This is a genomic window from Kribbella sp. NPDC056861, from assembly GCF_040687575.1.
Classification (GTDB): Bacteria; Actinomycetota; Actinomycetes; order Propionibacteriales; family Kribbellaceae; genus Kribbella.
The window spans coordinates 448,462-460,785 of sequence record NZ_JBFBNQ010000003.1 but is presented as its reverse complement, the minus strand read 5'-3'; the positions used below and the strand labels follow the sequence as shown (position 1 = coordinate 460,785).

Annotated in this window: 8 protein-coding genes; 3 read left to right on the top strand and 5 right to left on the bottom strand. The window is 69.1% G+C overall.

The features are described 5' to 3' along the window. Positions 1-41: 41 nt before the first annotated feature. A complete protein-coding gene (locus tag AB0P21_RS15960) occupies positions 42-239 on the bottom strand; it encodes a hypothetical protein (protein ID WP_363697248.1) in 198 nt (65 codons plus the stop codon). A 193-nt stretch (positions 240-432) separates the two neighbouring features. On the opposite strand from AB0P21_RS15960, the gene AB0P21_RS15955 reads away from it, so the two are divergent. After that, a complete protein-coding gene (locus AB0P21_RS15955; protein ID WP_363697246.1) occupies positions 433-1,662 on the top strand; it encodes an MFS transporter in 1,230 nt (409 codons plus the stop codon). On the opposite strand, the gene AB0P21_RS15950 is transcribed toward AB0P21_RS15955, so the two are convergent. Together AB0P21_RS15950 and AB0P21_RS15945 are read right to left on the bottom strand one after the other, a co-directional pair. Continuing rightward, the gene (locus tag AB0P21_RS15950; RefSeq protein ID WP_363697244.1) at positions 1,659-2,315 is read right to left on the bottom strand and encodes a response regulator transcription factor; all 657 of its coding nucleotides are present in this window, start codon (positions 2,313-2,315) and stop codon (positions 1,659-1,661) included. The genes AB0P21_RS15955 and AB0P21_RS15950 overlap by 4 nt on opposite strands. After that, on the bottom strand, positions 2,315-4,291 hold the full coding sequence (locus tag AB0P21_RS15945; protein ID WP_363697242.1) for a histidine kinase: 1,977 nt from the start codon (positions 4,289-4,291) through the stop codon (positions 2,315-2,317). The genes AB0P21_RS15950 and AB0P21_RS15945 overlap by 1 nt, the downstream gene beginning before the upstream one ends. A 93-nt stretch (positions 4,292-4,384) precedes the next feature. Here AB0P21_RS15945 and AB0P21_RS15940 point away from each other — a divergent pair, with 93 nt between their 5' ends. Together AB0P21_RS15940 and AB0P21_RS15935 are read left to right on the top strand one after the other, a co-directional pair. Continuing rightward, complete coding sequence (locus AB0P21_RS15940) at positions 4,385-5,407, top strand: CPBP family intramembrane glutamic endopeptidase (RefSeq protein ID WP_363697240.1); 1,023 nt, start codon at positions 4,385-4,387, stop codon at positions 5,405-5,407. 96 nt (positions 5,408-5,503) lie between these two features. Then, positions 5,504-6,487: a helix-turn-helix transcriptional regulator gene (locus tag AB0P21_RS15935; protein ID WP_363697238.1), complete on the top strand. Its 984-nt coding sequence runs from the start codon at positions 5,504-5,506 to the stop codon at positions 6,485-6,487. Positions 6,488-6,640: 153 nt separating this feature from the next. On the opposite strand, the gene AB0P21_RS15930 is transcribed toward AB0P21_RS15935, so the two are convergent. Continuing rightward, on the bottom strand, positions 6,641-8,845 hold the full coding sequence (locus AB0P21_RS15930) for a M4 family metallopeptidase (RefSeq protein ID WP_363697236.1): 2,205 nt from the start codon (positions 8,843-8,845) through the stop codon (positions 6,641-6,643). Between the two features lie 1,830 nt (positions 8,846-10,675). Continuing rightward, positions 10,676-12,235, bottom strand: coding sequence for a DUF222 domain-containing protein (locus tag AB0P21_RS15925; protein WP_363697234.1), 1,560 nt, complete (start codon positions 12,233-12,235; stop codon positions 10,676-10,678). Between the last annotated feature and the right edge of the window lie 89 nt (positions 12,236-12,324).

Sequence of the window (12,324 nt, the reverse complement as noted above, 5' to 3'; positions counted from 1 at the left end):
CCGTGCGCAGTACGGCCGAAGTGACCTCACGGAGTCATCCGTCAGCAGCTGACGCAGCCGATCCTGGTGGTCTTCGAGCAGTCACAGTTGGTTCGGTAGAGAGGTGCTTTGTTGCCGCTGCAACCTCCGGTGTTGCAGTACCCGACGTACGTGTCGTTGCACGGGCACGCGCCCGCCGTCGTGTTCGGAACCACCGCGGTCACCAGTCGGTCGGCCAGCCGCTGCACTGTAGTGCGCATCCGATCTCTCCTCCCTGAACCCGCCGATCTGGCGGGGTCCCGGCGAGAGTCTCACAGGGATTCGGCGCTCGCCAGATCGTGTTCCCACACTGCTCCGATTGACATTTTCCTGCCAGCGGCTGCCCAATCCGGTCAGCCGGTGGTAGTGATATCCGTTTGCCCGACGCGAGCGGCGGGGCGAGAATCAGCTCTTGTGCCTGTGCCGCGGGGATTGTTCGCCGATGTGACGCCGTTGCGGGAGTCGGTGGCGTTCCGGTGGTTGTGGGGCGGGCAGTCGCTGTCGTCGATCGGGAGCTTCATGACGATGGTCGCGGTCGCGATCCAGACCTACGACCTGACCGGTTCCTCGGTGGCCGTCGGCGCGATCAGCCTGGCTTCGTTGCTCCCAACGCTTGTTTTAGGGCTGTTCGGCGGCTCGATCGCCGATGCCGTGGATCGCCGTCGTCTGGTGCTGCTGACCGGCAGCGGGCTGATGATCGTCTCGCTGGTCTTCGCGCTGCAGGCGCTGCTCGACTGGCGGCAGCTCTGGCTCTTGTACTTGCTCACGGCAACAGCTGCCGCCTTGTCCGCGGTGGACACCCCGGCACGCCGTACGTTCATCCCCCGGGTGCTGCCGCTCGAACGCCTCCCGGCGGCGGCCGCGTTGTCGCAGTTGTCGTTCCAGGTCGCGATCATCGCCGCGCCGGTGCTGGCCGGAGTACTGATCGCGACGGCCGGCCTCGAAGCGGCGTACGGGCTGGATGCGTTGACTTTTCTGGCAGTTCTGGTGAGCGTTCGGCGACTGCCGCCGATGCCGCCCGAGGGTGGCGGCTCGACCATCGGGCTGCGGTCGGTGATCGAAGGCCTGAAGTACGCCGCCAACCACAAGCTGATCGGGATGATCTTCCTGATCGACCTCAACGCCACCGTGCTGGCGATGCCGGCCGCGCTCTTCCCCGCCCTCGCCGACACCCACTTCGGCGGCGGCCCGCGAACGGTCGGCTACCTGTTCGCCGCGATCGGCGTCGGCGGCCTGATCGCCGCGATCCTCTCCGGCCCGCTCGCCCGGCTCCGCCATCAGGGCCGCGCGATGCTCATCTCGGTGGCGATCTGGGGCGCGGGCATCGGCGCTGTCGGCCTCACCCACTCGCTCTGGCTGGCCGTCGCGTTCCTGGCCATCGCCGGAGCCGCCGACATCGTCACCACCGTCTTCCGCGCCACGATCCTGCAGACCAAAACCCCGGACGAGCTCCGCGGCCGCCTCAACTCGCTCGACTTCATCATCGGGCTGGGCGGCCCTAACCTCGGCAATGCCAGGGCCGGCGCGGTCGCAGGCGTCTTCGGGCCGGTCGTCGGCATCATCTCGGGTGGTGCCGCGTGCGTGCTGGGCATCCTGCTGCTGGCGACCAACAAGCCCTTCCGCAGTTACAACGCCAAGTCCTAACCTCGCGGCCGCACCAGACCGAGGTCGTACGCCATGATCGTCGCCTGTACCCGGTCCCGTGCGCCGATTTTGGCCAGCAACGCGTTGACATGCGTCTTCACCGTGCCGACCGCAACGCCGAGCTTCTCGCCGATCTCCGCGTTGCTCAGCCCAGCGGCGATCAACGTCAGCACCTCCAACTCGCGCGGCGTCAGCTTGTCCAGTACTGCGCTCGTCCCGACCGCCGGCGCTCCCTTGGCGAACGCCTGGATCAACCGCCCGGTCACCGCCGGCGCCAGCATCCCCTCACCCGCCGCGATCACCCGGATCGCAGTCAGCAGATCGTCCGCCCTCGCGTCCTTGAGCAGGAAGCCGGAGGCACCCGACCTCAGCGCCTCGTACACGTACTCATCAAGGTCGAAGGTGGTAAGCACCAGAACCCGCGGCCGCTCCCCCAGCCCGGTGAGCAGCCGCGTCGCCGAAAGCCCGTCCAGACCAGGCATCCGGATGTCCATCAGCACCACGTCGGGGTCCAGTTCGGCGGCCAACTCAACCGCCTCGGCCCCGTCGCCCGCCTGCCCGACGACGCTCAGATCGTTTTCGGCGTCGACGATAGCGGCGAACCCGGCCCGCACCACCGCCTGGTCGTCGACTACCAGCACCCGCACGGCCATCAGAGTTTTCCCTTGTCAGTAACGGTAAGTTGCGGAGTACGAGGGGCCGGCGTACCGGGTTCGTCCAGGGTTTCGAGCAGTTCGCGCATGGCGGTCAAGGCCGATCTCGCCTCGGTGGTGACGCCCTCGAGATCGCCTGCCTCCGCGAGGGCGATCAGCTGGCCCGTCCGGGTCAGAACGCTGCTGTGCAATCCGGTCGCGATGCGTTGCCGCTCGGCGTGCACCTCGATCTCGTTGGCGCGCACCAGTTCGGCCAGCGCCCGGCCCTTGTGATCGAGTTGCCGGCTCCTCCGCCGCCGGGCGAACCCTGCGGCCGCCCAGCAACCCACCATCGGAATCGCCAGCAGGACGGCAATCATCCCCGTCGTGAATCCGGCGAATGCCGCGCCGGAGTCCTCGCCCTCCGCGGCGGTGACGACCATCAGAACAGCCGCCGCTGCGCCATATCCACCCGCTGCCACCGGTACTGCGGCCAAAGTCTGGCCGGCGTCCTCCGCGTACGCCGCAACGGCGTAAACCGCAGCCAACGGCGCTCCGACACACATCACCAACGCCGGCGCGATCGCATCCGGCAGCCAGCCGAGGCCAACCGCGACCGGCCAGAGAAATCCCGCGGCCGCGACACCGATCAGCACCGTCCACGGCCGCTCCCGCCGCCCGAGCAAGATCAGCCCAGGAATCAACGCCAGCAGCAGCGCAAGGTACCCGGCCGCGGGTTCGCCCGTCGGCAGCTCGTCGGAAAGCAGCGCGGCAGTTCCACCGACCGCCAGCACCGTGACAGCCAGCATTACGCCGACATCGGACAACCACCGATCCCGCCACCTCTCGACCACCTGCCGGGTCGTCGGCGTTCCGGGGGCATCCTGTCCTCCGAAGGTCGCGTGGACCTGCCAGGTGCTGTCCGGCCCGGGCCCCGCGGTCAGGGATCCACCGACAGCCTCAGCGCGCTCCCTCATGCCGGCGATCCCTCGCCCACTCCCCTGACCAGCCGACGGCGCCGCCGTGGCCTCGCCGTTCTCCACCAGCAGACGAACGCTGTCGCCTTCCCGCGAGACAAGCACCCGTACTGCGGCACCCGGCGCGTGCCGCAGCGTGTTGGTGAGCGACTCCCGCACGATGCCGAACACCGCCTCAGCCACCGGCCCCGACAGGTCCGGAGCGACCTCAACCAGGACCTGCTGGCCCAACCGGGTGAAGGCCTCGGCTAGCTCCGCGATCCGCGCCCCCAGCGGCTCGTCTTCATCGCGCTCACCTGTGCCGAGCATCGCCACCAGCCGACGCAAGGACACCAGCGTCTCCCGGCCCGTGCGAGCGGCGTACGCGAGCGCTTCTTCGGCAAGCTCGGGCCGGCTGTCGACCAGCCGTTCCGCAGCCCCCGCACTGACGACGATCGAGGTGAGGTGGTGAGCGCTGACATCGTGCAGCTCGCGTGCGAGCCTTCCACGCTCGACTGTCGCCGCGTTCCGGCGACGCTCCTCGGCCTCGCGTAGTTCGTGCACCGCTTGCGCCCGAGCGGCCTTCCTGCGTTGGCGATTCAGCCCACCGGCGAAGATCAGGACGTACAGGACAAAGTTGCCAACAGCATCCAACGTGAAGTCCGAGCCGGGGCCGAAGGCAACCAGGGAGGCCAGCGACTTCACGGCGACCAGCGCGGCGGCCGCCCGCCAGGCGATCGACGGCCGGCAGCGCACCGCGACGGAGTACAGGGCAATGGCCTCGGCGGGCAGCACGCCGAGCCCGTCCCGCGAGGTGGCGAACAGACCGAGTACGGTCACGATCGTCACCACGGTGAGCGTCGCGAGCGGCGTACGGCGGCGGAATCCCAATGCGATCGCGGCCACCGCCGACGCGACACCACCGACCACGAGCTCTTCTCTCGTTGCCGGGGCACCGACCCAGCCCGCCATACTCGGGGTCAATGCCACCCAGCCGACACCGAGGAGGGTGGGCAGCAGCCAGTTCCGGACGTGTTCCATTGGTGCCGAGCATAGGGTCTCTACCCAGCGATAGAGGGACCTGTCGTGCTCCAGGCTGACGCCCTGGCGGCCGGTCGTCGACAAGCTTGAGACATGACAATCGAGCAGACGACACAGCCCCCGCACCAGCCGACCGCGGACACCGTCGCCTCCCCGGACCGCCCGATCCCGGCGCCAACCGCGTCCTCCGGCTGGCCGGCCGCGCAGCCCGCCGGGTCTGCGGACCGGCCACCTGCCGAGCCCATCCCCTACCACCGCCTCGCGCGCGTCATCGGCCGGCACAACTGGTGGCGTCCGATCGTCGGCACCTTCGTCTTGCTCGGCCTGGCTCTGATCGGCGGCCTGCTGATCATCGGTGCCGCATCAGCCGTCGCAGCCCTCCTCGACGTACCGCTCGACGCCGACGGCTGGCCGCAGTTCGGCGAGATCCCCGACACCGCACTGCTCCTCATCGTCACCGCCGCAGCGCTGCCCGCCACCGCCCTGGCCGCCCGCTGGATCCAGAAGCGCCGCCGGGGCTCGCTCTCCTCGGTAGTCGGCCACCTCCGCCTCCCCTGGCTGCGCACCTGCCTCGCCATCGCCGCAGTACCGACGACTCTGCTCCTCGCCGCCTCCTTCATCATCGACCCGGAGAACACCCCCTGGGTCGGCTGGGGCACCTTCCTCGCCGGCGTCGCGATGGTCATCTGCCTGGTCCCCTTCCAGGCCGCCGCCGAGGAGTACGTCTTCCGCGGCTGGTTGCTCCAGGCAACCGGCAGCTTCCTCCGCTCGCCAGTCCTGGTGGTCATCCCGCAGGCGCTCCTCTTCGCAGCAGCCCACGGCTGGGGTACGCCGTACGGTTTCGCCACCCTCACCGTCTTCGGCCTCTCCGCCGGCTGGCTGACCATCCGCACCGGCGGCATCGAAGCGGCCCTCGCGCTCCACATCATGAACAACGTCATCGCCTTCGCCGCCTCAGCCGCCTACACCGGCGGCCTCTCCTCCGACGAAACAGCCGCTGATCTCCCGTGGGGCGTCGCGCTCACCGACGCCACCCTGACGGTGCTGACCACCGTCGCCATCCTCCACCTGGCCACCCGCCGCAACCTGACCACACACCTGACGATCCTGCGGTGACGGCAAGTGCGGGCCTGGTGACAGCGAGGCGATCCCTTGGCAGGTTAAGGGTTCTCATGCTCGCGTCGACGGCTGAGGAAGTGGTAAGACGGCAAGATGGAATTGCCTTCAGCACCTTTCCTCTCAGCTGTCGCGGAGCCGCTCTACCGGGCCGCGGTCGTGGGCGGAAGGACGAGCCTGGAGGTCCTGGCCGAGCGTGCTGGCGTCGATCAAGCCGTCGCCGCGGAGGAGGTCAAGGCGCTGGCGGCCATCGGGCTGCTCGAAGTGACCGACGCAGGGATCGAGGCAGTTGCGCCGCGGCTTCCGTTGGAGCAGGTGGCGGCTGAGCATGCGAGGGCCGCTGACGCCACTCGCCAGATCGCCTCGGTCTTCGCTGACATCTGGAGCGAAGCCGGCGACCGTTCGAGCTTCGTGGAGGTGATCACCGACGAGGCGCGGTGCGCGGTGGCCGAGGCCAAGCTGATGGACGACACCACCTCGACCGTCGACGGTCTGTGCATCGGCCCCGTCTCGCCGCGGAAGGCCCAGACCGGGATGGAGATCCCGCGGCCGGGCGTGGCGGTCGGATTCTTCGCGGCGATGGAACGCGGCGTACGAGCCCGTGCCCTGTACGGCGTATCGGTGCTCGAGGACTTCAAAGGACTCGCCGCGGTTCACCAGTGCATCGCGGTCGGTGAGCAGGCGCGTGTCTTCGCCCAGGTGCCGCTCAACCTGATGCTGTTCGACGACAAGCGTGCGCTGTTGTCGGTTCCGGGCCAGCAAGGCACTCGGCGGTCGCTCATCATCGTCCACCAGTCCGGCCTGCTCGACTCCTTGGTCGGCCTCTTCGACGTCTTCTGGCAGATGGGTGTGCCGCTGTCGGCGGAGTCCCAGGTGGTGGACGCGTTGGATGGTCCGGGCTCGGGTGAGCAGCAGTTGCTGTCGTATCTGGCAGCCGGTCTCACCGATGAGGCGATCGCCCGCGACCTGGGGGTGAGCGCTCGCACGGTCGGCCGGCGGATCGCCCGGCTCGAAGAGGTGCTCGGCGCTCACAGCCGATTCCAGCTGGCTATCCAGGCAAGCCGTCGAGGCTGGATCTGACGCTGCGCGGGCTCTGGCACCGCGCCGCCTTTGACACTGCGCAGGCGCTGGAGCTGGCTCGGGTACGGCAGCACCTCCTCGAGCGCTTCGGGCTCGAGGAGGTGCTGTCAGCTCAGACGCGTCGCGCCCGAACCGGTTCTGCCGATCCTGCGATCACTCCGCCACGGACGCCTTGAACGCGCCCGATCCGGAGTCGGCCTTCACCACCAGGCGGTAGTTGCCCGCCGTGTTGTTGTAGGTGAACGACTCGTCCGGGTTCGGGGTGATGCCTTGGGCAACCGTCACCCAGGTGAAGCCGGACAGCTTCTGCAGGTAGACGTCGAAGTCGCTGCCGGTCGGCCCGTCGAGGCAGACCTTGAGCTGACCCGCGTCGGAGTCGCTGAAGGCAGGGAACGTCTTGCTGCCGCCCGCGCTGAGGCTGCCGGTGTAGCTGAGCGCGCCGGTGCACGTCCCGCCACCGCCGCCGGTGGAGACGACCCACGAGAACGAGACGCTGGCCGTCTTGCCCGCGGAGTCAGTGACCTTCGCCGTCACGTTGGAGGTCGCCGCGGCGGTCGGAGTACCGGAGATCAGACCCGTGGAGGCGTTGACCGTGAGGCCGGCCGGGAGACCCGTCACCGTCCACGAGTACGGCGTGGTGCCGCCGCTCGCAGCGAGTTGCAGCGTGTCAGCGGTACCGACCGTGCTCGTCTGGGCGCCGGGGTTGGTGACCGTCGGGGTGCCGGGCTCCGGGTTGACCGTGCCACAGGTTTCGGTCGTCGCCGCGACCGCGATGGCCGTGAACGCCTTCTCGACCGCGAGGCACTCGGCCGAGCCCTGGCCGTACAGGTCCTTGGCGGACTTGATCGCGCCGGTCCGGGCGTTGGAGTACTTGCTCGACGAAGTGAGGTAAGTCGCCAGCGTGCGGTACCAGATCTTCTCGGCCTTCGCGTGACCGATGCCGGTCACCGCCGCGGCGCCGGAGCAGGTCGGCGAGTTGTAGCTGACCCCGTTGACCGTCCGGGCGCCCGAGCCCTCGGAGAGCATGAAGTACCAGTGGTTGAGCGGACCCGAGGAGTAGTGCGGGTCGAGGGAACCGAGCGTCGAGGACCAGCAGTCCTTCGAGGCGCCGTCCTTGCTCGGCTTGTCCATGTACCGCAGTGGCGAGCCGTTGCCGTTGATGTTGATCTCTTCGCCGATGAAGTAGTCCGGCACGTCGTTGGGGTTGTTCACGTAGAACTCAACCGCGGTACCGAAGATGTCGGAGTTCGCCTCGTTGAGACCGCCGGCTTCACCGCTGTAGACGAGTCCCGCGGTGTTCTCGGTGACGCCGTGGCTCATCTCGTGCGCGGCGACGTCGATCTCGGTGAGCGGAGCGGCGTTGTTCGCGCCGTCGCCGTACGACATCTGCGTGCCGTCCCAGAACGCGTTCACCATCGCGTTGGCGAAGTGGACCCGCGAGCGGGCGCCGCGGCCGTCGTTCCAGATGCCGTTGCGGCCGAGTTGCGTCTTGTAGTACTCGAACGTCTTCTGCGCACCGTAGAGCGCATCGACGGCAGCGGACGCACGGTCGGACTGTGCCCCGGTGCCCCACTTGTCGTCGGCGTCGGTGAAGAGGTCGCCGACCGGGCCCTCACCCGTGTTCGGGTCGCCCTGGTTGTGCACGTCGGTGGCGGTGTTGCCCAGCGCATCCTTCATCTCGAAACCGCCGCCCGCCTTGGCGCTGGTCTCGATGTTGACGTTGCCGACGAAGATGCCGTTGCCGGTACCGGTCTTGATCTCGTCATCGGTCAGCAGCACGGCACCCGTGCCGGCGTCGACGAACGTGTGCAGCCGGGTCGGAACCTGGTTGGCCCGAATACCGGTGGTCAGTACGTCGTACGCGAGCTTGGGACCCTGGTCGGTGACGAGCACAACCAACTCGCTCCCGGCAGACTTCTCGTCCTTGGTCGCCTGTGCCGTAGCGAGCCCCTTGGCCTGCGCCGCGGCCTTGGTGACCTTCGGAGTCCGCGATGCCGGGGCGATGCCCTTGCGGCCGAGGTTGTAGGTGACCTCGGTGACCGCACCCTTCGTGTCCTTGTGAGCGACCAGGTCACCACCGATCACGCGCAGCCCGTCGAGCGTGCGCTGGTACCGCACGTGCGTGCTGCCATCCGCATCCTCGATGACCGACTTCACGGTCAACTTCTCACCCGCGGCCAGCCCCAGCGCGGAGGCACTCTTCGAGGCATCCGCCTGCTCGTCGGCAGCCAAGGAACTCGACTCGGGGGCGACGCCAAGAGGAGTCTGATCCGCGTTGGCGGCGAAGACAGGCGTCATCACCAGCCCAGCAGCAAGGAGACCGCCGGTGGCGGCCAACCTGGTTTTGCTTCGATTCACAACTGCTCCTTGGGGGGCGGGGTCGACGATCGGCCGACCTGCGGTGCGCCGGCCGCGTCCGGATGAGCTCGGCCGCAGCGGCGTTCGGGTGGTCCGAGTTTGATCAAACCCATCCCCCAGCGGAAGGCGTTCCCACTGGCGGAGATCGGCACCGCCGATTTACGACACCGTCGCGAACCGTTGCCGAAAGCACCAAGTCGGCGGTCGCCGGGCGAGCTACTCCCGCCGCGCGCCCAGCGGGTCAGCTCCTCCGCCGCTGCCCTCCGGGTGGTCCCACTTCTTCCCGCTCCCGCGTCGATGGGTGGTTGGCTGGGCTGGTGCTCTGCAAGCTTCAGCGCTCGGCATCCGCGGGGCATCTCAGGAACGGCCGACGGCTTGGGCGAGTCACCACACTCGCCGCGCCTCGGCAACTGTCGCTGGGCGAGCACTCCAGCGGATTGTTGGTGCGCGGCGCGGCGGCACCGGGGCGGGGCTGAGGGCCGGGCCGGGGCGGGGCTGGGGCTGGGGGCTGAGGCTCGAGGCCGGGGCCGGGGCCGGGGCTGGGGCTGGGGGCTGAGGCCGGGGCTGGGGCTGGGGGCTGGGGCTGGGGGCTGAGGCTGGGGCTGGGGCTGGGGGCTGAGGCTCGGGGCTGGGGCTTGGGCTGGGGCTTGGGCTTGGGCTGGGGCTGGGGCTGGGGCTGGGGCTGGGGCTGGGGCTGGGGCTGGGGCTGGGGCTGGGGCTGGGGCTGGGGCTGGGGCTGGGGCTGGGGCTGACGAGCATCACGCGACAGAAAGTTGCTAGCAGCAACCATCAGATGCACGCGCACCTCGGCCGGAGTCGCACAGCCTGCCTAGCGCCCCGGGGCTCCCCTCCACGCCAGGCCAGGCCAGCACCGCCGTACCCGGTTGAAGCCGTCCATCCCGACGCAGCGCCGGACTGGCGGCAACCGGTCGACCGGTCCGGCCGCGCTCCGCACCCACGTACTGCGGCAGGCCCGCACTCGCACCCCTGCCGGGCCAGCCCGATGGCCGGTGCCAACTGCAAGCCCGGGTACGCCGGCCGCCAGCACCCGGCGATCGACGGCCCCTGAACCCGCTATTCGACCTTTCAACCCGATCACCAAAGCAGCCGGTACGCCGCCCTCCGATCGCCGATCTCCACCCTCCGATCTCCACCAGCCGCCAGCCGCAGCCGCCAACCGCCAGCCGCCAGCCGCCAGCCGCCAGCCAGTGGAACTCCAGGCTGCCCGGTCGCAGTCCCGGCCCGCCGTCCCCAAGTCGTAGTCCCGGCCCGCCGTCCCTTAGCCGGCCCGCCCCTCGGTCGTTCACGCAGCGCTGCGGGTTCCGAGCAAGCCGTTTCCGGTATCCAGACGTCCGGGACCTGCCCGGGGACGACCGCCAAAGCCCGGCCGTTCGCGGCGACAGGCAGCGGCCGTCTGGGTCCTGCCCAGGGGTGACCGCTGGCGGTGGCCATGTGCGACGACAGGCAGTGGTTGTCCGAGACCTGCCCAGGGGCGACCGCCGACAGGTGGCCGTGCGCGGGAAGCGTCGTGCAGCGAGCGAAGCAGCAGACAACAGGCAGCGGCTGTCCGGGAGTTGCAGGGGGCGAACCGCCGACAGGTGGCCGTGTGCGACGACAGGCGATGGTTGTCCGAGACCTGCCCAGGGACGACCGCCGACAGGTGGCCGTGCGCGGGAAGCGTCGTGCAGCGAGCGAAGCAGCAGACAACAGGCAGCGGCTGTCCGGGACCTGCCGGGGGCGAACCGCCGACAGATGGCCGTGCGGGACAACAGGCAGTGGTTGTCCCCGACCTCGCCTAATTGGCATCGGTGAGGCGCACTGCCGGGTAGGTCAGGCGGTGTCGGGCCAGGGGTCGTAGGTGGCGGCTTCTTCGGGGGTGATCCAGGTGACGTCGTTGGTGTGCGGCCAGTGGCGGGTGGGTGTGGGTGGTGCTGGGTCAAAACCGGGATCTCCGAGCCCTCCTTGAGCTCGCCGTCGCCCGGCGGTGGCCGATGGAGTTGGGTCGGTACCGGCGGTGGCGGTGGTGGGTGGGGCTGGGTCGGTGCTGGTTGAGGTGGGTGAAGCACCGGTGGCATTGGTCGCCGCATCCGCAGATAAGTGGCGGGCGGTTGCAGTGGCGGTCGGCTTTGCGGGTGGTGGACAGGTGTCAGCGTCTGTCGCCGCGAAGAGTGCGGGGGCAGCAGGGCTGGACGTAGCTGGTTTTCGATGCCTGCCAGAAGGACGGTTCGCCCAGGCAGGCGGGGTGACCTTCACCTGATCGTCCTCGATCGCGACCGTCCAGTGGCCCTGGTGCAGGGAGGTGTGGTCGACGCGGCAGAGCAGGACCATGTTGGTGAGGCTGGTGTCGCCGCCTTCGGCCCAGCTGGTGATGTGGTGGGCGTCGCAGTAGATGGGTGGGGCGTGGCAGACGACGCAGCCTCGGTCGCGGACGTTGAGTGCGTTGCGGATGGCGGGGGTGACGAGGCGGTGTTCGCGGCCGACGTCGAGGGGCTGGCCGGTTGAGCCGAGGACGATGGGGATGATGCCGGCGTCGCAGGCGAGGCGGCGGACTGCGGCGGCGGAGAGGCCGTCGCCGAAGGCGAGGTCGCCGGTGGCGTGTTTGCCGGCCTCGAGGAGGTCGTTGAGGTCGATCGTGACGGTGATGTGGGGTTTGATGCTGCCGCGGGCTGGGAGGTCGCCGGTGTTGAGGGCGATGGACAGGACGTCCATCAACGCGTCGGCCTGGCGTTTCCCGCGGGACCTCGGGTCTGGGTCTCCGTCGTCGGTGTTGTGGGGTTTCGCGCCGGTCTGGAGGACTGTTTCCAGGGCTTCGGCGTTCTCGGCGGCGTAGAAGCCGCCGAAGCGGATGCCGCCGTCGTCGGTTTTCTTGGTCCAGAGTTCTTCGCGGCGCCGGGCGGCGTCTTCGCGGGGTTCTGGGCCGTCGGTGTCGAGGAGGTTGCGGACCTGGACGCCGAGTGTGCGCAGCCCGGACGGTGACAGGTGTTCGCTGGCTTCGACCATGCGGAGTTCGGCTTCGGCGAGGTCTTCGATGGCGACGTTGGCTCGGGCGGGGATTTTGTCGAGGGCGGAGACGATTGCTTCGGCCTGGCCCATGTGCAGCACCACATCGTCGCTGTCACCGGTGGCGAGGGCGGCGGCAACCAAAGGGTGCTTATGGAGGCGGGTGGCGAAGTGGACGCGGCGGTGGGCCTCGGTGGGATCGAGACGGTATCGGTGGGTCAACAGCCGGGCGGTGTCGTGGGCGCCGACCTCGGCGGCATACCCGATCTGGTCGAGCCGGTTGAGGATATGGGCCTGGCGGGCCTTGAGTTCTTCGAGTTCTTCGTGCAGGGCGTCGTAGGCGGACAGCAGTTCGCTGCCGCTCATCAACACCGCCGCACGGTCGTCCATACCTCAAAGGCTAGACGATCGCACCGACAGCAACCGGCCGAGTTTTCCCTTATCCACAAGAGGAAACGTCACATCCGACAACCCAGAAA